A 21,407-nucleotide genomic window follows, 5' to 3' on the forward strand; every position below is an offset into this window, starting at 1 on the left:
GGCCATGGCGAAGGTGTCCCGCACGCGCGAGGTGGTCGACCGGCTGCTCGACGCGATCATCGCGGGCGAGCTGCGGGCCAGCGAGCAGCTGCCGCCGGAGGGCGACATCGCGGCGCAGCTCGGGGTGTCGCGGCTCACCGTGCGGGAGGCCGTGCGCCTGCTGCAGGCGCAGGGCGTGATCGTTCAGGTGCCGGGCAGCAGGCACCGGATCGCTCCGGCGTCGGAGTGGACCGGACTGGAGGCCGTCGTGCGGCACGCCCGCACGGAGGGCGCGCGCGAGCGCTCCTCGCTCGAGCTGCTCGAGGTGCGCGTCATGATCGAGACGGGCGCGGCGCAGCTCGCCGCGGAGCGCCGTTCGGCGGACGATCTCGAGGCGCTGCGCGCCGACCTCGAGCGGATGCGGCGGGCCCACGCGGACGGGGACGTCGACCCGTTCGTGGCGGCTGATCTCGACTTCCACGACGTCATCCTGCGCGCCGCCGACAACCGCATCCTGCTGGCCACCATGCGCCCGCTCACCTCGATGCTCGAGGCCACGCGCGCTGAGACCAGCGCCGTGCTCGACATCCGCGAGCACGCGATCGCCGAGCACGCCGCCGTGCTCGACGCGCTCGAGACCGGCGACCCGCTGGCCGCCCGGGATGCGATGGCGAGCCACATGCGCCAGACGCGCGACGATCTGCTGCGTTTCGTGCACCAGCACTGACACGGCCCGGGCCGCTCGGCCGGTCGCTCGTGTGGCGGAGAGCGCGGTCTGGGCGTACAGTCGGTATCTGATATCTGATACCTCGGTTTCCGCCGCACCGCCGCGCGGATTCCATCCGTGAACGAAGGAGTTCTCGTGCCCCCCGAGAACCTGCCCGCCGGCAGCCTGCCCGTCGCGACCCTGCTCGCGGACCTGCCCGCCCCGCTCGACATCCGCGCGGACCACGTGCGCGCCGCGCTCGACCCGGCCTCGGTCTTCATCGTGCTGGACGACGACCCCACCGGCACACAGTCGGTCGCGGATCTTCCGGTGCTCACGCGCTGGGAGCGCGAGGACCTGGATGCCGCGCTCGCTACCGGCGCGCCGGCGGTCTACGTGCTCACGAACACGCGCTCGCTCGACGAGGACACGGCGGCGGAGCGCAACCGCGAGATCGTCGCCGTATCGCTCGCCGCCGCGCGCGCCGCCGGCCGCCGCGTCACGTTCGTGTCGCGCAGCGACTCGACGCTGCGCGGGCACTTCCCGCTCGAGACCGACGTCCTCGCGGCCGAGGTCGCCGCGCACGGCGAGACCGCCCCCGCGCTGACTCTGCTGGTCCCCGCGTTCCCCGATGCCGGTCGCCTCACGGTGCGCTCGGTGCACTACTGGGTCGTGGACGATGTCGCGACGCCCGTCGGGCGGACGCCCTTCGCGCAGGACGCCACCTTCGGCTTCGCATCATCGGACCTGCGCGACTGGGTAGAAGAGAAGACGGACGGGCGCGTGCCCGCCGAGGCGGTCGCGGCGCTCACGATCGACGTGATCCGCCGTGGCCCCGACGCGGTGGGGGAGTTCCTGGCGGCCCTTCCCGACGGCACGGTCGTGGCGGTCGACGTGGTCGACGAGGCAGACATGCGCGCGGTCGCCCTGGCGCTCCACCGCCTGCAGCGCGACGTGCTGCTGCGCGTGGGCCCGCCGTACCTGCGCGCGCACATCGGCCAGGAGATCGCCGAGCCCGTGCAGGCGTCGCAGCTGGACCTCGCCGAGGGGCGCGGCGGGCTCGTCGTCGTGGGCAGCCACGTCCCCCTCACCACCGCGCAGCTGGAGCACCTGCGCGCGGAGCGCCCGGACACCGCCACGGTCGAGCTGGACGTGCGCCGCCTGATCGACGAGCGCCGCGAGGCCCACCTCGACGAGAGCGCCGCGCGAGTCTCCGAGGCCCTCGCGCACGGCACCGTGATCGTCCACACCACGCGCGACCTCGTGACGGGCGGATCGCCCGACCAGAGCCTCGAGATCGCCCGGCAGGTGTCCAGCGGCGTGGTCGAGCTCGTGCGCCGCGTGCTGCGCATCGCGCCGCCCCGCTTCGTGATCGCCAAGGGCGGCATCACCTCGAGCGACGTCGCGAGCGAGGCGCTCGAGATCCGTCGCGCGACGGTGGTGGGCCCCATGCTGCCCGGCATCGTGTCGCTGTGGCGGCCCGAGAGCGGCCCCGCCGTGGGCATCCCGTACGTCGTCTTCGCCGGAAACGTCGGCGGCCCCGACTCGCTCTCCCGCGTCGTCGCGACGCTCGCGGACGAGCACCGACCTCCCCGTCGAAAGGACATCGCATGACCAGCACCGTCGCCGTCATCGGCCTGGGGGCCATGGGCCTTCCCATGGCCGCCCGTCTCGCACAGCGCTTCGAGGTGCGCGGCTACGACCTCGCCGCCGAGCGCCTCGCCCTCGCCGCCGACCAGGGCGTCGCGCCCGCGGACTCGGCCGCGGCCGCGGTGACGGGCGCGGATGCCGTGCTCGTCGCCGTGCGCACGGGCGAGCAGCTGAACGACCTCCTGTTCGGCGAGGCGGGGCTCTCGGCCCACCTCGGCGAGGGGAGCGTCGTCATCCTGACCAGCACGGTCGGCACCGAGGGCATCGCCGACATCGCGGCACGGCTCGCCGAGCGCGGCGCCGGCCTCGTCGACGCGCCGCTCTCGGGCGGACCCGTGCGCGCCGGCGAGGGCGACCTGCTGATCGTCGTCGGCGCGGAGCCCGCGGCCCTCGAGACGGCGCGCCCGGTGCTCGAGCAGCTCGCGTCCACGCTGACGGTGGTGGGCGACAAGCCCGGCGACGGCCAGGCGCTCAAGACCGTCAACCAGCTGCTGTGCGGCGTCCACATCGCCGCCGCCGCCGAGGCGCTCGCGCTCGCCGACGCGCTCGGCCTCGACCGCGCCCGAACGCTCGAGGCGCTCACGGCCGGTGCGGCCGACTCGTTCATGCTCGGCAACCGCGGCCCCCGCGCGCTGCAGGCGTACGACGAGGGTGGCGCCGAGGTGCTCAGCCGCCTCGACATCTTCGTGAAAGACCTCGGGATCGTGGGGCAGGCCGCGCGCAAGGCGCACCTGTCCACCCCCGTGGCAGCTGCCGCGGAGCAGCTGTTCCTGCTCGGCGAGGCGCAGGGCCTGGGGGCCCTCGACGACTCCGCCGTGATCCGCGTCGTCGCACCCGAACTCAGGAAGTGAGCCCCACCGTCCCCGTCGGCTGAGCCGCCGCGGAGAAGCACGAGACCTCATCACACGCACGAGACCGCAGCGGATCGCTGCGGTCTCGTGTCGTCGATGAGGTCTCGCGCTCGATGCGCCTCGCGTCAGGAGAACAGCTTCTGCAGACGCTGGATGCCCTCGAGCAGCGCGTCGTCACCGAGCGCGTACGACAGGCGCAGGTAGCCGCTGGGGCCGAAGGCCTCGCCCGGCACGACCGCGACCTCGGCCAGGTCCAGGATGAGATCTGCCAGCTCGAGCGACGTGGTCGGCGTGCGACCGGCCCACTCGCGGCCCAGCAGGCCGCGCACGTCGGGGTACGCGTAGAACGCGCCGAGCGGGTTGGGGACCTCGACGCCGTCGATCTTCGACAGCTCCTCGACGATCAGACGGCGGCGGCGGTCGAATGCCTCGCGCATCTTCAGCGCCTCATCCTGCGGTCCGTTCAGCGCCGCGGCGGCGGCGATCTGCGCGACGTTGTTGACGTTGCTCGACAGGTGCGACTGCAGGTTGGCCGCCAGCTTGATCGCGTCGGCGGGGCCGACCATCCAGCCCACGCGCCATCCGGTCATGGCGTACGTCTTGGCGACGCCGTTGAGCAGGATGGTCTGCTCGGCGAGCTCGGGCACGGCCTCGACGATCGACACCGCGCGGGCACCCTCGTAGACGAGGTTCTGGTAGATCTCGTCGCTGATGACCCAGATGCCGTGCGCGAGCGCCCACTCGCCGATCGCCTTCGTCTCCTCGGGCGTGTACACGGATCCGGTCGGGTTGGACGGCGAGACGAACACGAGCACGGTGGTGCGGTCGGTGCGGGCAGCCTCGAGCTGCTCGACCGTCACCTTGTAGTCCTGGTCGGCGCCGGCGAACACCTCGACGGGCACGCCGTCGGCGAGGCGGATGGCCTCGGGGTAGGTGGTCCAGTACGGCGCCGGCAGCAGCACCTCGTCGCCCGGGTTCACGACGGCCTGGAACGCCTGGTACACGGCCTGCTTGCCGCCGTTGGTCACGACCACGCGCGAGGCGGGCACCTCGAGGCCCGAGTCGCGAAGGGTCTTCGCCGCGACCGCCTCGCGCAGCACGGGAAGACCGGCGGCGGGCGTGTAACGGAAGTTCGCGGGGTCGCGGAGGGCCTCGGCGGCGGCGTCGACGACGAACTGCGGCGTCGAGAAGTCGGGCTCGCCGGCGGCGTACGAGATGACGGGCTTGCCCTCGGCCTTGAGGGCCTTGGCCTTGGCGTCGACCTTCAGGGTGGCGGATTCGGCGATGGCGGAGAGCTTGCGGGAGAGCGGGGCGCGGTCGGTCACACCGATCAGCGTAGCCGCCGGATCCGCGGTCCGAGAGGTCGATGACACGCCCCGCGCACCGGATGACGACGTCCGGATCAGGACACCGAGACCAGCGCGAGCCAGACCTCCGCGCGCGACGCGAAGGACGACAGGTCGCGGCCCAGGAGCTGCTCGGCGAGCCCGATGCGCGAGCGCACCGTGTGGCGGTGCACGCCGAGGGCGCGCGCGGTGTCCTCGAACCGGGCGTCGTGCTCCAGCCACGTCCGCAGCGAGCCGAGCAGCGCGGTCCCGTGCGTCTCGTCGTAGCGGACCAGCGGGGCGAGCAGGGCACGCGCCGCCGTGCGCGCGCCCTCGCCCAGCGAGCTCAGCAGCGCGTCCGGCACGTCGTCGATGCCGGTGACGCCCTCCGCCGAACGCGCCAGCGCGACCTGGGCCTCCTCGATCGCCGCCGCGAGGCGCGCGTACGTCGTGGGGCGCGAGACCCCCACCGCGCCGCCGCCGCGTGCGGCGGCCTCGGCGAACGGCGCGTCCGCGTCGCGCGCCGCGAGCAGCAGGAGGCCGTCGCCATCCGGGAGCGCCCCGAAGAAGAACCGGCCGCGGAGCTGCGCGGCGCGCAGCTCCAGGAAGGCGGCGAGCTGCTCGGGGGCGGCCGATGTCACGGCCGCGACGGCGGGCTCGTCCGGCAGGCCGCCCCAGGATGAGGCCGCGACGTCGTGCGCGAGCGCGGCGTCTCCCGCCAGCAGCGCGCGCACCACTCCGGCGCGCAGGGCGCCGCGGGCGCGGATGAGCGCCTGGTTCTGCTCGAGCGCAAACCCCGCCATCGCGACGACGCTGGTCACGACGCCCCGGGCGTCCTGGTCGAGTCCCTCCGCCTCGACCGCGAGCACGCCGCGCAGCTCTCCGCCGCGGCCGAGCGTCTGGAGCGCGAACGTGCGCCCCGAGATCCGCGCAGTGTCGGCCGCACGGACGCCCTTGGCGAGCAGGGCCTCGGCCTCGGCGCGGAGAGCGTCGCCGACCTCGTTCGGAAGCCGAGCGGGGCGGGCATGCAGCAGGGTGCCCGCGGCGTCGTACAGGCCGGCCCAGCTGCCCAGCTGGCGGGCGAGCTCCGCGAGCGCCGCATCCAGGGCGTCCGGACGCAGCGCGGCGAGCGAGATCGCCCGCTGGGCCGCGAGCGCCCAGCTGCGCCGCGCATACGACTCCGCGGCGATCGCCTCCGCGTTCGCGCGAGCGATCGCGATGAACGGGATCCGGAAGGGCACCTCGAACAGCGGCAGACCCGCCGACTCGCACGCCGCGATCAGTCCGGCCGGAACGCCCGCGCGGACGACCTCGGTGCCGAACCCGACGGCCGTCACTCCCCGGCGCGCGAGGCGCTCCACGTACGCGCCGTACTGTGCGGCGTCCTCGCCGCGGAACTGGGTGCCCGTCGTCAGCAGGACGACGTCCTCGGCGAGGAACGGGGTCGGATCCTCGAGGTCGGAGCTGTGCACCCAGCGCACGGGGCGACCCCCGTCCGCGAGCGGCGTGACGAGCCTCAGGGCGAGGTCGGGGCGGTCGAGGAGCGCGCCGAGCGTAGGCGGGGTGATCGCGGCCATGGGCGCCTCCGGTGTACGCGCGGGCGAATCCCGCCTTTCGTATTGTACGGGCGGGACAGTGACCGGCGGATGGCGCGGTCGTACGCTCGCGGCATGACCGACGCCACGCTCACCACCCCCGCGATCACCGGCGGCCCCTCGCTGCCGCAGGAACGACGCCTCGTCACGTCCATCCCCGGGCCCCGCTCGGCCGAGATCCTCGCCCGCAAGGCCGCCGCGGTGGCGCCCGGCGTCGCGCACAGCGTGCCGATCGCCACGGTCGCGGCCGGCGGGGGAGTCATCGTCGACATCGACGGCAACTCCCTCATCGACCTCGGCTCGGGCATCGCCGTGACCACCGTGGGCAACGCCCACCCGGCGGTCGTCGCCGCGGTCGCCGAGCAGACCGCGCGCTTCACCCACACCTGCTTCATGGTCTCGCCGTACGAGGAGTACGTCGCGGTCGCCGAGGCGCTCAACCGCCTCACCCCGGGCGACCACGAGAAGCGCAGCGCCCTGTTCAACACCGGCGCCGAGGCCGTCGAGAACGCCGTCAAGATCGCGCGCAAGCACACGGGCCGCCAGGCCGTCGTCGCGTTCGAGCACGGTTACCACGGCCGCACCAACCTGACCATGGCGCTGACCGCCAAGAGCATGCCCTACAAGAGCGGGTTCGGCCCGTTCGCCCCCGAGGTGTACCGCGCGCCGCTGTCCTACCCGTTCCGCGACGGGCTCTCGGGCCCCGAGGCCGCCAAGCGCGCCATCACCCTGATCGAGAAGCAGATCGGCGCGGACAACCTGGCGGCGATCATCATCGAGCCGATCCAGGGCGAGGGCGGGTTCATCGTCCCGGCCGACGGCTTCCTGCCGGCCCTCGTCGAGTGGGCCCGCGCCAACGGCGTGGTGTTCATCGCGGACGAGGTGCAGACCGGCTTCGCCCGCACCGGCGCGATGTTCGCCAGCGAGCACTTCGGCGTCGTCCCCGACCTGATCACCACCGCGAAGGGGATCGCCGGCGGCATGCCGCTCGCGGCCGTCACGGGCCGCGCCGAGATCATGGACGCCGCGCACGCCGGCGGCCTCGGCGGCACCTACGGCGGCAACCCCGTGGCCTGCGCGGCGGCCCTGGCCGCGATCCACGCGTACGAGAACGACGGCCTGATCGAGCGCGCGAACGAGATCGGCGCGATCCTGCGCGAGCGACTGACCGCGCTGCAGGTCTCCGACGCCCGCGTCGGCGACGTGCGCGGCCTGGGCGCGATGATGGCGGTCGAGTTCGTCGACCCCGCCACGAGCGAGCCGGACGCGGCGCTGGCCGGCGCGGTCGCGCGCGCCGCGATCGCGGCGGGCGTCGTGACGCTCACCTGCGGCACGTACGGCAACGTCATCCGCTTCCTGCCCCCGCTGGCCATCGGCGACGAGCTGCTCCACGAGGGGCTCGACGTCATCGCGCAGGCGCTCGCCGAGGCGTGAGCCCGGCGGCACAGACCACCCCCACCCCACGACCCCCGAGACTCCAGGAGAACCATGAACGATCGTGAGAGGGCGCTGCTCGCGTCCGTCCCCACCCAGCTGTTCATCGGCGGCGAGTGGGTCGACTCGTCGTCGGCGAAGACCTTCGACGTGCGCGACCCGGCCACGAACGAGGTCGTCGCCTCGGTCGCCGACGCCACCGCCGAGGACGGCGTCAAGGCGCTCGACGCCGCGGCCGCCGTGCAGGACGAGTGGGCGGCCACCCCGCCCCGAACCCGCAGCGACATCCTGCGTCGCGCGTTCGAGCTGGTGCGCGAGCGCGCCGACGACCTCGCGCTGCTCATGACGATCGAGATGGGCAAGCCGCTCGCCGAGGCCAAGGGCGAGGTGGCGTACGGCAACGAGTTCAACCGCTGGTTCAGCGAGGAGGCCGTGCGCATCACGGGCCGCTACGGCTCGAACCCCGAGGGCACGGGCCGGATGATCGTGTCGCAGCGCCCGGTGGGCCCGTCGTTCTTCATCACGCCGTGGAACTTCCCGTTCGCGATGGCGACCCGCAAGATCGCTCCCGCGCTCGCCGCGGGCTGCACCGTGGTGATCAAGCCGCCGCAGCTGACGCCGCTCACCACGCTGTTCTTCGTGAGCCTGCTCGTCGAGGCCGGCCTGCCGAAGGGCGTCGTGAACGTCGTCACGTCGGCGTCGTCCGGCCGCGTGTCGGCCCCGATCATCGCCGACCCCCGCCTGCGCAAGCTCTCCTTCACGGGGTCGACCGAGGTGGGCCGCAAGCTCATCGCGCAGGCCGCGGAGGGCGTGCTCCGTGTCTCGATGGAGCTCGGCGGCAACGCCCCGTTCGTCGTGTTCGAGGACGCCGACCTCGACAAGGCCGTCACCGGTGCGCTGCAGGCCAAGTTCCGCAACATCGGGCAGGCATGCACGGCCGCGAACCGCTTCATCGTGCACGAGTCGGTCGCCGAGGAGTTCGGCCGGCGGATCACCGAGCGGGTGTCGGAGATGAAGATCGGCCGCGGCACCGAGGAGGGCGTCGAGATCGGCCCGCTGATCGACGAGGACGCGGTCGACAAGGCCGCCGAGCTGGTCGCCGACGCGACCGGGCGCGGTGCGACCATCCTGACCGGCGGCGAGAAGCTCGACGGGCCCGGCACGTTCTACCAGCCGACCGTTGTCACCGGCGTGCAGGCGGGCAGCGCGATCCTGCGCGAGGAGATCTTCGGTCCGGTGCTCGCGATCGCCACGTTCTCGACCGAGGACGAGGCCGTCGCCATGGCGAACGACACCGAGTACGGCCTCGTCTCGTACGTCTACACGGAGGACCTGCAGCGCGGGCACCGGATGATCGAGCGCCTCGAGACCGGCATGATGGGCCTCAACGCGGGCGTCGTGTCCAACGCCGCCGCTCCGTTCGGCGGCGTCAAGCAGTCCGGCGTGGGCCGCGAGGGCGGCTTCGAGGGCATCCACGAGTACCTCTCGACGAAGTACACGCTGCTGCCGAACGCCTGAGGCCCCGCGCGGGAGACGCGAGAGGGGGATCCGCGTGCGCGGATCCCCCTCTCGCCGATCCGGGATCAGCGCGCGACCGCGATCGTGCCGGTCGCTCCGCTCACAGGGGTCTCGGACGCAGCGGGGATCCGGCGCGCCGCACTCGCGGCGGCCGCGATCATCACGACCAGCGCGATCGCCGTGATCGCGGCGCCGATCCAGATGGGGGAGGTGTAGCCGAGCCCGGCCGAGATCCCGACGCCGCCGGCCCAGGCGCCCAGGGCGTTGCCCATGTTGAACGCCCCGATGTTGGCGCCCGACGCCAGGGTCGGCGCCTGCCCGGCGTAGCCCATGATCCGGCTCTGCAGCCCGGGCACCGTGCCGAACCCGAAGCCGCCCATCAGGAACAGCGCGACGATCGTGGCGGCTCCCGATCCGGCGAGCAGGGCGAACAGCGCCAGGATGACGGCGAGCGCGGCGATGAATCCGATGAGCGTGGCGTCGATCGACCGGTCGGCGAGACGTCCGCCGAGCCAGTTGCCGACGACGAGGCCGGCGCCGAAGAGCACGAGCAGCCACGGGACGTCGCCCGTCGCGAAGCCGCTCACCTCGGTGAGCGTGTAGGCGATGTACGTGACGGCGCCGAACATCCCGCCGTAGGCGAGCACGGTGACCAGGAGGGACAGCCACACCTGCGTGGAGCGGAACGCCGAGAGCTCGCCGCGGAGGCTCACGCGCTCGGTCACGGAGCGGTCGGCCGGCACCAGGGCGGCGATGCCCGCGAAGGCGATGACGCCGATCGCGGAGATGGCCCAGAACGTGGCGCGCCAGTCCAGCTGCTGGCCGAGGAACGTGCCGAACGGCACGCCGAGGACGTTCGCGGCGGTCAGGCCGGTGAACATGAGGGCGATCGCGCCGCCCTTCCGCTCCGGTGCCACCAGTCCGGCGGCGACCACGGATCCGATCCCGAAGAACGCGCCGTGGCTGAGCGCCGCCAGGATCCTTCCGATCATGGCGAGGGCGTACGCGTCGGCGAGCGCCGTCAGGACGTTCCCGGCGACGAACAGGATCAGCAGGCCGAGCAGCACGCGCTTACGGGGAAGGTGGGTGGTGGCCGCCGTCAGGACGAGCGCCCCGACGACCACCGCGAGCGCGTATCCGGAGATGAGCCAGCCGGCGGTCGCCTCCGCGACGGCGAAGTCGCGCGCGACCTCGGGCAGCAGGCCCATGATCACGAACTCGGTGAGGCCGATGCCGAAGGCGCCGACGGCCAGGGCGATCAATCCGATGGGCATGGAGGGGTGGCGCACGCTGGCCGCACTGCACTCCCTGATCGAGGCGGAGCTGGAGCGGTCGCTGCAGGCCGCCGCCGGTCTGTCGGTGGTGGAGTACACGGTGCTGGACGCCCTCGACAGGCAGGACGGCTGGCACATGCGCATGCAGCAGCTCGCGCGAGCGGCCGCGCTGAGCCCCAGCGCCACCACCCGGCTGGTCACCCGTCTCGAGGATCGGGGGCTGCTCTCTCGTGTGCTGTGTGCGGACGACCGGCGAGGCATCTACACCGAGCTGACGCCCCGCGGCCGCGAGCTGTACCTCAGCGCCCGGCCGGTGCACGACGAGACGCTCGAGCGCGCCCTGGGCGAGGCGGAGGGGCGTCCCGAGCTGGCCCCGCTCGTCGAGGCGCTGCACGGCGTCGCCCTTCCCGGGCCGGCCCGCTGATCCGGCCCCGGAGGTCCGCTCGTGGCCGGGCATCGGGCACCCCGCGCCACGCGCGGGATCCCGCCCCGGTTCGCGGCCCATTCGGGCATGCCGTATGCTTGGTACGCAGTTGTCGTCTGCATTCTTTCGCTGTGCCCGGGTTCCGGAAGCGGCTGGAGGATCGGATGATCCCGGGGTCTTCGGACCTCTAGGGCGGTAGCTCAATTGGCAGAGCAGCGGTCTCCAAAACCGCAGGTTGCAGGTTCGATTCCTGTCCGCCCTGCGCGTCAGCGTCAGCTGACTCACGAAAGGCAGCGAATGGTCCAGGACGCAGCGAACGGCGAGATCGTCGCGGCAGGCGCGAACGGCGAGAAGAAGCCCGGCTTCTTCGCGCGGATCGTGATCTTCTTCCGCCAGGTCATCGCCGAGCTCCGCAAGGTCGTCACGCCGACCCGCTCGGAGCTGCTGAAGTTCACGGCCGTCGTGCTCGGCTTCGTGGTCGTCATGATGGGGTTCGTCTACGGGCTCGACTACCTCTTCTCGTGGGTCGCGACGGTCGTCTTCGGAGTCCCGGCCTGATCGACTGACGCACGGCCCGTCGGGCCGGGTGGACGTGCCCTCTGCACATCCGCCGCGTAATGGAAGAGACTCTGGTTATGGATAGGACTGTCAGTGTCTGAAAAGCATGTCGATGACGCCGACTGGGCCCCGGCAGCCGAGCAGTCGAGCGAAGAGGACGAGGCCCAGGAGGGCAACGTGCTCTACGCCGAGGCGCACGCCAGCGAGGCCGCCGAGCATCTCGCCATGCACATCGACGACGGAGCCGCGGACGAGGACGACGCGAGCGACGAAGACATCGACATCGACGACCCGGAGGCCGACGCGATCGTGAACGACGCACTGAACATCGACGAGACCAGCGAGGTCGAGGCCGCGGCCGAGGTTCTCTCCGACTCCGCCGCGGAGGAGGCCCAGGAGGCCGCTGCGCTGGCCGCCGACGAGGTGACCCCCTACGACGGCCCCGACGTGAACGGCGACGAGGACGAGGACGGCGAGACTGCCGAGTCGGACGACCCGTATGAGGCCTTCCGTCAGGAGCTGCGTGCCCAGGAGGGCAAGTGGTACGTCATCCACTCGTACGCGGGCTTCGAGCGCAAGGTCAAGGCCAACATCGAGCAGCGCAAGTCGACGCTCGAGGTCGAGGACGACATCTACCAGGTCGAGGTCCCGATGGAGGACGTCGTCGAGATCAAGAACGGCCAGCGCAAGATGGTCACGCGCGTGCGCATCCCCGGCTACGTGCTGGTGCGCATGGAGCTCAACGAGGACACCTGGTCGGTCGTGCGCCACACCCCGGGCGTCACCGGCTTCGTGGGCAACGCCCACAACCCGACCCCGCTGCGCTTCGAGGAGGCCTTCAACATGCTGAAGCCCCTCGTCGAGATCAAGGAGGCGCAGGCTCAGGCCAAGAGCGGCGCGCCCAAGGGTCAGGCCGCGCAGGCCCGCGTGCTTCCCGCCGAGGTCGACTTCGAGGCCGGCGAGACGATCACGATCAAGGAGGGCTCGTTCGCGGGTCTTCCCGGCACGATCAGCGAGATCAAGCCGGAGAGCGGCAAGCTCACCGTGCTGGTGTCGCTCTTCGAGCGCGAGACCCCGGTCGAGCTGTCGTTCGACCAGGTCACCAAGATGGTGTGAGATGAGTTTCTGAAGAGCCGGTCCCTCACGGGGCCGGCTCTTCTGTTTCTGGTAGGATCTACTGGTTTGCGCCCTGTCTGCGCAGGCATCCCACCGCTCGCAGGATCCTCCGGGATCGCGCTGTGTGCGGGAGAGCGGATCGCAACCGGCATCCGCTCGATGAAAGGAAGAGGAAATGGCACCGAAGAAGAAGGTGACCGGCCTGATCAAGCTTCAGATCAACGCCGGTGCAGCCAACCCGGCGCCGCCGATCGGCCCGGCCCTGGGTCAGCACGGCGTCAACATCATGGAGTTCTGCAAGGCGTACAACGCCGCGACCGAGTCGCAGCGCGGCAACGTCATCCCCGTGGAGATCACCGTCTACGAGGACCGCAGCTTCACGTTCGTCCTGAAGACCCCGCCGGCCGCGGAGCTCATCAAGAAGGCCGCCGGCCTGCAGAAGGGCTCGGCGACGCCGCACACGGTCAAGGTCGGCAAGCTCACCAAGGAGCAGGTCACCGAGATCGCCAAGACGAAGCAGCCCGACCTGAACGCGAACGACCTCGAGGCCGCCTCGAAGATCATCGCCGGCACCGCCCGCTCCATGGGCATCACGGTCGAGGACTGAGGGGGATCACGATAATGGCTACCAAGTCCAAGGCTTACGCCGCCGCCGCCGAGAAGATCGAGGCCGGCAAGTACTACACGCCCACCGAGGCCGTCGCGCTCGCGAAGGAGACGGGCTCGAAGAATTTCGACTCGACCGTCGAGGTCGCGCTGAAGCTCTCGGTCGACCCGCGCAAGGCGGACCAGATGGTGCGCGGCACCGTCATGCTCCCGCACGGCACGGGCAAGACCGCCCGCGTCATCGTCTTCGCCAACGGCCCCGCGGCCGAGGCCGCCATCGCGGCCGGTGCGGATGAGGTCGGCGGCGCCGAGCTCATCGAGAAGGTCGCCGGCGGCTGGACCGACTTCGACGCGGCCGTCGCCGTGCCGGAGCTCATGGGCCAGGTCGGTCGTCTGGGTAAGGTCCTCGGCCCCCGCGGCCTGATGCCGAACCCCAAGACCGGCACCGTCACCCCGAACCCGGCCAAGGCGGTCGAGGAGATCAAGGGCGGCAAGATCGAGTTCCGCGTCGACAAGCACGCCAACGTGCACTTCATCGTCGGCAAGGCCTCGTTCTCGGCCGAGCAGCTGGACGCGAACCTGCAGGCCGCGCTCGACGAGATCGTGCGCCTGAAGCCGTCGAGCTCGAAGGGCCGCTACATCCAGAAGGGCGCCGTGTCGACCACGTTCGGCCCCGGCATCCCGCTGGACGTCAACGCCATCGCGTGACGCAGAGCGTCAGTTAGCTGAGCGACCCCGTCCGGAAGGGCGGGGTCGTTCCGCTTTCCGGGGCCGCGTCAGGCGCTGCGGCGGATCTCGAAGCCGCCGTCCTCCGGCACCGCGAAGGCCGCCCCGCCGGAGGTCTCGAGCGACTGCACCTCGGCGCCCTCGGGACCGTGCTCCATCCACGCCAGCGCCGCCTCGACGGCGCCGGCGTCGCCCGCCAGCACCGCCTCGACGGCGTCGCCGTGGCGGTTGCGCACCCACCCCGCGAGTCCGAGCCGCTGGGCCTGCTCGCGCAATCCGTAGCGGTAGCCGATGCCCTGCACCCGGCCATGGACGATCACGTGCACATGCCTCATGGATCCATGGTGGCGCGACCGGATCGCGCGCGGAAGGGCCCTTGCTTCGCGCCGTGCGCGCGGGTCAGGAGAACGCCAGGCCGGCAGCGAGAGCGAGCATCGCCACCGCGATGAGGCCGTCCAGGATGCGCCACGCGCGCGGCGAGCGGAGCCGGCGGGCGGCGAAGCGGGCGGCGACCGTGAGGAACGAGAACCAGATGGCGCTGCCGAGGATCGCGCCGAGCCCGAACGCCCAGCGCAGGGCGCCGTAGCTGGCGGACACCGACCCGACGAGGAACACCGTGTCCAGGTAGGCGTGCGGGTTCAGCCACGTGATCGCCAGGCACGACAGGATCGCCGGGAGCAGCGTGCCCGTCCCCGTGCGCGTGGTGCGCGCGGGACGCGTGAGCGTCGCCGTCCCGCCCGAGCCGCTCGGAGCGTCCGCGGCGTCATCCGCGGTGGGGGAGGGCGCATCCGGGGCGTCCTCCTCGATCCGGATGGACGCGTGCTTGGGGCGCAGCGCGCGCCAGGCCGCCGACAGGCCGTAGACGGCGAGGAACACCACGCCGGCCCAGCGGACCAGCTCGAACAGCCAGGGCAGGTGCTCGACGACGACGCCGAACCCGGCCACGCCGGCCGTGAAGAGGACGGCGTCGCTGACGAGGCACGTGATCGCCAGCGCCACGGCGTGTCGCCGCTGCACGCCCATGCGCAGCAGGAACACGTTCTGCGCGCCCGGGGCGATGATGAGCGACAGACAGAGGCCCAGGCCGGCCGCGAGCGCGGCGAGCACGGAGGAGGACGAAGCGGCGAGCACGCCTCCACGCTAGGGAGCGCGCGGGCATAATCAAAAGCGACGTTCACGATTCTGCACCAACCTAAGGAATGCTTCATGTGGATCGCCCCGGATCTCGCCGAGACGGTCGCGGCCGTCGTCGACGAGGGCAGCCTCGAGGGCGCCGCCCGCGCCCTGCGCATCACGCCGTCGGCCGTGAGCCAGCGGCTGCGGACGCTCGAAGGACAGCTCGGTCGCGTCCTCGTGGTGCGGTCGAAGCCCGCGCGGGTCACGGAGGCGGGCGCGGTCGTGGTCCGTCTGGCGCGGCAGTACGCCCTGCTCGGCCACGACGCCGGCGTCGAGCTGGGGCTCGAGGGACCCGGGCGGATGCGGGTGCCGATCGCGGTCAACGCCGACTCCCTGGCGACCTGGTTCCTCCCGGCCCTTCAGGGCGTCCTGAGGACGCACGAGGTCGGCTTCGAACTGCATCGCGACGATCAGGACCGGACGGCCGCGCTGCTCGAGGCCGGCACCGTGACCGCCGCCGTCACCTCCCAGCGGGCGCCTATCGGCGGATGCGTCGTGACGCCGCTCGGGGTCATGACCTACGACCCGGTCGCCTCGCCCGCGTACGTGGAGCGGTGGCTGCCCGCGGGCTCGACGCTCGACGCCCTGGCGTCCGCGCCCGTGGTCGAGTTCGATCGCGGCGACGACCTGCAGCGACGGTGGCTGCAGGAGCGCGGGGTCGACCCGTCGCGTCCGCCGCGGCACTACGTGCCCGCGTCGGACGACTACGCCACGGCGATCAAGCTCGGGTTCGGATGGGGGCTGCTGCCGCCGCTGCAGGCGCAGACCGCGCTGGAGGACGGCCGGCTCGTGCGCCTCGACGGTCCGACGATCACCGTGCCCCTGTACTGGCAGCAGTGGAACCTGCGCTCGCCGCTGCTGTCGGACATCCGGGACGCGGTGGTCGTCGGCGCGCGGGCCGCGCTCGCGCCCGCCTGAGCTCGGCGATCAGCCGTCCGAGACCTGCAGCACGAGCTTGCCTCGCGTGCGCCCCGTCTCGAGGTGGCGGTGCGCGTCGGCGGCGTCCTCGAGGTCGAACACGTCCTCGATGTACACCTGGATGGCGCCGGAGTCGAGGAGCCGGCCGATCGTGCTGAGCGCGACCCCGTCCGGCACGACCTTGAACCGCGTCGCGCGCACGCCCGCGTCCGCGGCCGCCTCCGCGTAGCCGGGCCATCCGCTCGACGGCACGACCACGAGCAGGCCGCCCGGGCGGAGCACCTGGAGCGAGCGCGTCACGGTGCTCTCGTCGCCCAGCAGCGCGATCACCACGTCGACGTCGGTGGCGACCTCCTCGAACCGGGTCGTGGTGTGGTCGATCACGACGTGAGCGCCGAGCTCGCGGAGCCACGAGGCGTTGGCCGCGGACGCCGTCGCGGTCACATGAGCGCCGAAGTACGACGCGAACTGCACCGCGAAGTGGCCGACCCCGCCGGCGCCCGCGTGGATCAGGATGCGCTGGCCCTCGTGCGCGTGCGCCGTCTCGACGATGAGCTGCCAGGCGGTGAGCGCCGCCAGCGGCACGCCGGCGGCCTCGACGTGCGAGAGGGACGAGGGCTTGCGGGCGAGGGAGGTCGAGGGCACCACCGCGTACTCCGCGTAGGCTCCCGCGGTGCGCGGCACGGCGGCCATCCCGAACACGGGTGTGCCGGGCGGGAGCGGGTGCGCCTCGAACGGGGACGCCACGACGACGCCGGATAGGTCGAAGCCGGGAACGACGGGGTATGAGGCGATCCCGGGGGTGACCCCGCCGCCCGCGCGCGTCTTCGCGTCGATCGGGTTCACGCCGGCGGCGACGACGCGGACGAGCACCTCGTCCATGACGGGGGAGGGGACGGGGATCGTGTCGACCCGCAGCGCGGAGGCATCGCCGGGCCCGTCGAACAGGACCGCGCGCATGTGCTCGGGCGGCGCCTCTACCGTCTCGGCGAGTGCGCCGCGCGGCGCGCGGGCGGTGGTGGTGCGTGCGGCGGAGCGCGGCGGCCGGAATCTCATCGTTTCCCCTCTTCCGAGCGTCGGGGGGATCGCGCGCCGTCGCGGATCCCGTGCCCACAGTCAATCCGGCCTTCGTCACGCCGGTGTTTCCTGGGTGCTACGGGATGCGACGGGGTCCGTCAGGCGTCTGCGGCTCCGTCTCGGTCCGGCACCTCGTCGTGGCTCAGCGCGTGCAGCAGGGCGGCGAGCCGCCGCACGTCGGCGAGGTCCCAGTGCTCGAGCGCACGGGACAGCCCGGGCTCCTCGGGCGCGCGCGCCTGCTCGAGACGGCCGCGACCGAGATCGGTCGCCTCGAGCAGGTGCGCGCGGCGGTCAGCCGGATCCGGCGTGCGCGCCACGAGCCCGAGGTCCTCCAGCTCGCGCACCGTTCGGCTGAGCTGACCCTTGTCGATCATCAGGCGCTCGGCGATGGCCGACGCCGTGACGGGGCCGGTGTCGGCGATGGCCGTGAACACCTTGTAGGCACCCGGGAGCATTCCCGGGCTCACGCGCTCGGCGCGGCGTGAGATCAGCCGCCGGACGTGGGCCATGAGCTCCGAGAACTCGAGCTCGACGGAGCGCACCGCGCTCGCGCGCTCCGACGGGTCCTCCGTCGCGCGGTCGTGCCTCCCGGCGTTCATGACCGCCGCCCGCCGCGGGGAGCGTCCGCGTCCTGAGTGGCCCGGCTCTGATCATCCGTCACCGGGATGGCGCCGGTCGCCAGCGGGACTCCCGCCTGGGCGAGCGCATCGTCGACGATCTCCTCGCCGATCCCCGCTGCGGCCTGCTCGCGCATCCGCTCCGCGTTGTTCTTGCGACCGAGCGGGATGTTGGGCAGGAACACGATGCAGAGGATGCTGAGCACGCCGAGGGGGACGCCGACCAGGAACGCATGGGCGATCGACGTGGCCGCGACCTGCTCGACGATGACGCGCACCGGCTCGGGGAGGTCGCGCGCGACCGGCATGGTGCCCGACCGGAACTGCTCGGCGACCTCGGCGCCCCGTGCGCCGAGCCCCGCGATCGCGGTCATCAGCTCATCCCGGCGCTGGGCCAGCAGGTCGGTCATGGTGGATGCCAGGACCGACCCGATCACCGCGACGCCGGCGGTGCCGCCGATCGTGCGGAAGAAGTTGACCCCCGAGCTCGCGACGCCCATCTCCTGGGAGCGGGCGGTGTTCTGGACGACCAGCACGAGGTTCTGCATGGTCATGCCCATCCCGGCGCCGAGCAGGAACATGTAGAGGCCGACCAGTGCCAGATGGGTGTCGGCCGTCAGGGTGGCCAGCAGGCCGTTGCCGATCGTCATGACGACGGCGCCGATCACGAGGTAGCGCTTCCACGCGCCGAAGCGGGTCACGAGCTGGCCCACGACCGTCGAGCAGATCAGCATGCCGGCGGCCATCGGGATGGTCATCAGCCCCGCGCCGGTCGGGTCGAAGCCGCGCGCCATCTGGAAGTACTGGCCCAGGTACACCGCCGTGCCGAACATCGCGACGCCGATCGAGATGGATGCCAGCACCGCCAGCGTGAACGTGCGGTTGCGGAAGAGGCTCAGGGGCACGAGAGGCTCCGCGGCACGGGTCTCCACCCAGATGAACAGCGCCGTCGCGACGATCGCGCCGCCCACCATGACGTACGTCTCGGTGCTCAGCCAGCCGTAGTCCTTGACGTTCGTCACCCAGATGAGCAGCAGGCTGGAGGCGACCGAGAGCAGCACGATGCCGAGGTAGTCGATGCGGACGCGGCGGTTGGCGCGCGGCGCCAGCGTGAGCGTCTTCACGATCACCGCGAAGGCGATGAGGCCCAGCGGGATGCCGACGAAGAAGTTCCAGTGCCAGCCGACCGTGTCGGTGAGCACGCCGCCGATGATCGGGCCGCCGACCGTGGAGACGCCCATCACGACGCCGAACAGTCCCATGTACTTGCCGCGCTCGCGCGGGCTGATGATGTCGGCCATGATGACCTGGCTCAGCGCGGCGACGCCGCCGGCGCCGACGCCCTGGAAGGCGCGCGCTGCGATGAGCATCCCGGGGCTCTGGGCGAAGCCCGCCACGGCGCTCGCCGCGAGGAACAGTGTGAGCGCGACGAGGACGAGGACCTTGCGGTTCGTGAGATCCGCGAGCTTGCCCCAGATGGGCGTCGAGATCGCGGTCGTGAGCAGCGATGCGGTGACCACCCACGTGTAGTCGGTCTGCGTCCCGCCCAGGTCGGGGACGATGATCGGCAGCGAGGTGCCGACGATGGTGTTGGCCATCATCGACGCGAACATTGCCAGCAGGAGGCCGGAGATGGCCTCGAGGACCTGGCGATGGGACATGCGGGTGGATGCGTCGGTCATGCGACCCTTTCCTGCGATTCCAACGGAGAGGCGCGGCGACGTCGGCGCGCAGAAAGTTGCGAGAGGTCAACTATAGGCGTGTTCGTTGACTTTTCGCAACCATTCGGTCTGCGGGCTCCAGGTCGCTCGGCGTTGCGGTCGAGGGGTGTCGCTGGGCGGGGTTAGGGTCGTCGGGTGACACCCGAACTGCAGGCCCGGATCCTCGCGGACTCCCGCGACCGGGTGGGGTGGCTGCGCGCGCGTTCGCGTGGCATCACGGCGACGGATGTCGCGATGCTCACGGCGAGCGAGGTCTCCATCAAGCGCGCGGCGGACCAGAAGCTGATGGGTTCGCGCTTCTCGGGCAATGCGTACACCGACCACGGGCGGCGCCGCGAGCCCGAGATCGCCGCGTGGATCGCGGCCACCCACGGCATCCAGCCCTCGAGCGCGCTGTTCCATGCGGTGGTCGAGAAGCGGCACCTGGCGACCCCGGACGGCATCGGCGTCGACGGGCAGGGTCGCGTCTCGCTCGCCGAGATCAAGACCACGAACAAGTCGTGGCGCTCCATCCCGCGCAGCTATCTGCGCCAGGTCTGGTGGCAGCAGCACGTGCTGGGCGCGGAGCGGACCCTCTTCGTCTGGGAGGAGCACCGCGACTTCCAGCCGCTGCACGACGAGCCGCGCTGCACCTGGATCGACCGTGACGACCGCGAGATCGCGCAGCTCGTGCGCCTCGCCACGCGCCTGATCGACGAGCTCTACCAGCGCACCACGGGACGCCGGGTCACGCCGGCGCCGCTCGACGGCCCGGCCGCGCCGCCGTCGAACCGCGAGGCGCTCCGCGAGCGCGACATGTTCCGCGCCCTCGCCCTCTCCGACTGACCCGAGTGTGGCAGGCGCCGGGTGGCGTCGGGAGCGGTGCGTGCGGTGTGGTAGCCTTGGGGAAGCCGAAGACCGCCGGTCATCGTGATGCGCGCAAGCGCGGAGCGATCGAAGCACTGCTATGCAGGGGCCCGCGCAGGTGTCACGAACGATACATCCGGATTCCGGATCCCCGCTCCGTGCGCTTGCGCCGGAGCGTTTCTGCGTTTCGGGGCGGGCTCGGTCGGTTCCCCACCACCGTGGGGCACCTCGTTCACATCAAGGAGTGGCCATGGCGCAGAAGGAAGCATCGGTCGCCGAGCTCACGAAGTCTTTCGAGAACTCGAGCGCCGTCCTGCTGACCGAGTACCGCGGTCTGACGGTTGCCCAGCTCAAGGAGCTGCGCAACAGCATCCGTCAGGACGCGGAGTTCGCCGTGGTGAAGAACACGCTGACCAAGATCGCCGCGAACAACGTGGGGATCTCGGCGCTGGACGACGAGCTCAAGGGCCCGTCCGCCATCGCCTTCGTGCACGGCGACCCTGTCGCCGTCGCCAAGGGTCTGCGCGCCTTCGCCAAGGCACACCCTCTTCTGGTGATCAAGGGCGGCTACTTCGATGGCAAGCCCCTGACCGCCGAGGAGGTCGGCAAGCTCGCCGACCTCGAGAGCCGTGAGGTTCTGCTCGCCAAGACGGCGGGCCTCCTCAAGGCCTCGATGGCGAAGGCTGCCGCCCTCTTCCAGGCACCGCTCTCGAAGACCGTGCGCACGGTCGAGGCGCTGCGTGAGAAGCAGGAGACCGCGGCCTGACAGGCCGTGCGATAAGCACCCCCGAAACCCCGAATAACTAGGAGATACATCATGGCGAAGCTCAGCACCGAGGAGCTGCTCGACGCGTTCAAGGAGCTCACGCTCATCGAGCTCAGCGAGTTCGTGAAGGCCTTCGAGGAGACCTTCGACGTCACCGCCGCCGCGCCCGTCGCGGTTGCCGCCGCGGGCCCCGCCGGTGGCGCCCCCGCCGAGGAGGCCGAGGAGAAGGACTCGTTCGACGTCGTCCTCGAGGCCGCCGGTGACAAGAAGATCCAGGTCATCAAGGTCGTCCGCGAGCTCACCTCGCTCGGCCTCGGCGAGGCGAAGGCCGTCGTCGACGGCGCCCCCAAGGCTGTCATCGAGGGCGCGAACAAGGAGACCGCCGAGAAGGCGAAGGCCGCCCTCGAGGAGGCCGGCGCGACGGTCACCCTCAAGTAATCCGATTCGGATCCACTTCTTCGAAGGCCCCGGGACATCCCGGGGCCTTCGTCGTTCCCCGGCACCGGTGTGACGGCGCTTTCGGT

The 21,407-nt window shown here is 71.8% G+C and carries 22 protein-coding genes and 1 tRNA gene; 15 read left to right on the forward strand and 8 right to left on the reverse strand.

The features are described from left to right. Positions 1-4: 4 nt before the first annotated feature. The 3 genes from B5M43_RS06035 to B5M43_RS06045 all read left to right on the forward strand — a co-directional run bounded on the left by B5M43_RS06035 (position 5) and on the right by B5M43_RS06045 (position 3,186). A complete protein-coding gene (locus tag B5M43_RS06035) occupies positions 5-706 on the forward strand; it encodes a FadR/GntR family transcriptional regulator (RefSeq protein ID WP_134745571.1) in 702 nt (233 codons plus the stop codon). A 135-nt stretch (positions 707-841) separates the two neighbouring features. Then, positions 842-2,299: a four-carbon acid sugar kinase family protein gene (locus B5M43_RS06040; protein WP_230667714.1), complete on the forward strand. Its 1,458-nt coding sequence runs from the start codon at positions 842-844 to the stop codon at positions 2,297-2,299. Beyond that, positions 2,296-3,186: an NAD(P)-dependent oxidoreductase gene (locus B5M43_RS06045; protein WP_055992707.1), complete on the forward strand. Its 891-nt coding sequence runs from the start codon at positions 2,296-2,298 to the stop codon at positions 3,184-3,186. Before B5M43_RS06040 ends, B5M43_RS06045 begins: the two co-directional genes overlap by 4 nt. A gap of 125 nt (positions 3,187-3,311) precedes the next feature. Here the strand turns inward: B5M43_RS06045 and B5M43_RS06050 are convergent, their stop codons facing one another. Then, on the reverse strand, positions 3,312-4,511 hold the full coding sequence (locus B5M43_RS06050; protein WP_134745570.1) for a pyridoxal phosphate-dependent aminotransferase: 1,200 nt from the start codon (positions 4,509-4,511) through the stop codon (positions 3,312-3,314). Between the two features lie 77 nt (positions 4,512-4,588). Next, positions 4,589-6,088, reverse strand: a complete 1,500-nt coding sequence (locus B5M43_RS06055; RefSeq protein WP_134745569.1) for a PucR family transcriptional regulator — start codon at positions 6,086-6,088, stop codon at positions 4,589-4,591. Between the two features lie 93 nt (positions 6,089-6,181). Here B5M43_RS06055 and gabT point away from each other — a divergent pair, with 93 nt between their 5' ends. After that, positions 6,182-7,540 carry a 4-aminobutyrate--2-oxoglutarate transaminase gene (gene gabT, locus B5M43_RS06060; protein WP_134745568.1) on the forward strand — a complete coding sequence of 453 codons (1,359 nt, stop codon included), beginning with the start codon at positions 6,182-6,184 and terminating at the stop codon, positions 7,538-7,540. A gap of 54 nt (positions 7,541-7,594) precedes the next feature. After that, positions 7,595-9,058, forward strand: a complete 1,464-nt coding sequence (locus B5M43_RS06065; protein ID WP_055992719.1) for an NAD-dependent succinate-semialdehyde dehydrogenase — start codon at positions 7,595-7,597, stop codon at positions 9,056-9,058. Positions 9,059-9,123: 65 nt separating this feature from the next. On the opposite strand, the gene B5M43_RS06070 is transcribed toward B5M43_RS06065, so the two are convergent. Beyond that, a complete protein-coding gene (locus B5M43_RS06070; protein WP_134745567.1) occupies positions 9,124-10,332 on the reverse strand; it encodes an MFS transporter in 1,209 nt (402 codons plus the stop codon). Between B5M43_RS06070 and B5M43_RS06075 the strand changes: the two genes are divergently transcribed. The 6 genes from B5M43_RS06075 (at position 10,325) to rplA (ending at position 13,744) form a co-directional block, all read left to right on the forward strand. Then, on the forward strand, positions 10,325-10,756 hold the full coding sequence (locus B5M43_RS06075; protein WP_134745566.1) for a MarR family winged helix-turn-helix transcriptional regulator: 432 nt from the start codon (positions 10,325-10,327) through the stop codon (positions 10,754-10,756). The genes B5M43_RS06070 and B5M43_RS06075 overlap by 8 nt on opposite strands. 189 nt (positions 10,757-10,945) lie before the next feature. Continuing rightward, a tRNA-Trp gene (locus B5M43_RS06080) sits at positions 10,946-11,018 on the forward strand. Between the two features lie 35 nt (positions 11,019-11,053). After that, complete coding sequence (secE, locus tag B5M43_RS06085; protein ID WP_134745565.1) at positions 11,054-11,314, forward strand: preprotein translocase subunit SecE; 261 nt, start codon at positions 11,054-11,056, stop codon at positions 11,312-11,314. Positions 11,315-11,407: 93 nt separating this feature from the next. Further along, complete coding sequence (nusG, locus tag B5M43_RS06090) at positions 11,408-12,430, forward strand: transcription termination/antitermination protein NusG (RefSeq protein WP_055992731.1); 1,023 nt, start codon at positions 11,408-11,410, stop codon at positions 12,428-12,430. Positions 12,431-12,605: 175 nt separating this feature from the next. Next, complete coding sequence (gene rplK, locus B5M43_RS06095) at positions 12,606-13,037, forward strand: 50S ribosomal protein L11 (protein WP_055992732.1); 432 nt, start codon at positions 12,606-12,608, stop codon at positions 13,035-13,037. A gap of 14 nt (positions 13,038-13,051) precedes the next feature. Then, positions 13,052-13,744 (forward strand): 50S ribosomal protein L1, encoded by a 693-nt coding sequence (rplA, locus tag B5M43_RS06100; RefSeq protein WP_134745564.1) that lies wholly within the window; start codon positions 13,052-13,054, stop codon positions 13,742-13,744. A gap of 68 nt (positions 13,745-13,812) precedes the next feature. Here the strand turns inward: rplA and B5M43_RS06105 are convergent, their stop codons facing one another. Both B5M43_RS06105 and B5M43_RS06110 read right to left on the reverse strand, forming a co-directional pair. Then, positions 13,813-14,097, reverse strand: coding sequence for an acylphosphatase (locus B5M43_RS06105; protein WP_055992738.1), 285 nt, complete (start codon positions 14,095-14,097; stop codon positions 13,813-13,815). A gap of 64 nt (positions 14,098-14,161) precedes the next feature. After that, entirely contained in the window at positions 14,162-14,893 is a 732-nt protein-coding gene (locus tag B5M43_RS06110; protein ID WP_230667716.1) for a LysE family transporter, read from the reverse strand. A gap of 75 nt (positions 14,894-14,968) precedes the next feature. Between B5M43_RS06110 and B5M43_RS06115 the strand changes: the two genes are divergently transcribed. Then, on the forward strand, positions 14,969-15,856 hold the full coding sequence (locus B5M43_RS06115; protein ID WP_055992744.1) for a LysR family transcriptional regulator ArgP: 888 nt from the start codon (positions 14,969-14,971) through the stop codon (positions 15,854-15,856). A gap of 9 nt (positions 15,857-15,865) precedes the next feature. On the opposite strand, the gene B5M43_RS06120 is transcribed toward B5M43_RS06115, so the two are convergent. From B5M43_RS06120 to B5M43_RS06130, 3 genes are all read right to left on the reverse strand, one after another. After that, positions 15,866-16,912, reverse strand: a complete 1,047-nt coding sequence (locus B5M43_RS06120; protein ID WP_134746725.1) for an NADP-dependent oxidoreductase — start codon at positions 16,910-16,912, stop codon at positions 15,866-15,868. 119 nt (positions 16,913-17,031) lie between these two features. Next, entirely contained in the window at positions 17,032-17,532 is a 501-nt protein-coding gene (locus tag B5M43_RS06125; RefSeq protein WP_134746723.1) for a MarR family winged helix-turn-helix transcriptional regulator, read from the reverse strand. Further along, a complete protein-coding gene (locus B5M43_RS06130) occupies positions 17,529-19,232 on the reverse strand; it encodes an MDR family MFS transporter (RefSeq protein ID WP_055992753.1) in 1,704 nt (567 codons plus the stop codon). Before B5M43_RS06130 ends, B5M43_RS06125 begins: the two co-directional genes overlap by 4 nt. A 174-nt stretch (positions 19,233-19,406) precedes the next feature. On the opposite strand from B5M43_RS06130, the gene B5M43_RS06135 reads away from it, so the two are divergent. The 3 genes from B5M43_RS06135 (at position 19,407) to rplL (ending at position 21,321) form a co-directional block, all read left to right on the forward strand. Further along, entirely contained in the window at positions 19,407-20,096 is a 690-nt protein-coding gene (locus tag B5M43_RS06135; RefSeq protein WP_055992757.1) for a YqaJ viral recombinase family protein, read from the forward strand. Positions 20,097-20,367: 271 nt separating this feature from the next. Next, on the forward strand, positions 20,368-20,883 hold the full coding sequence (gene rplJ / locus B5M43_RS06140) for a 50S ribosomal protein L10 (RefSeq protein ID WP_055992760.1): 516 nt from the start codon (positions 20,368-20,370) through the stop codon (positions 20,881-20,883). Between the two features lie 51 nt (positions 20,884-20,934). Then, on the forward strand, positions 20,935-21,321 hold the full coding sequence (gene rplL, locus B5M43_RS06145) for a 50S ribosomal protein L7/L12 (protein WP_055992763.1): 387 nt from the start codon (positions 20,935-20,937) through the stop codon (positions 21,319-21,321). The last annotated feature ends 86 nt before the right edge of the window (positions 21,322-21,407 follow it).

Source organism: Microbacterium sp. MEC084 (assembly GCF_004514465.2).
Classification (GTDB): Bacteria; Actinomycetota; Actinomycetes; order Actinomycetales; family Microbacteriaceae; genus Microbacterium.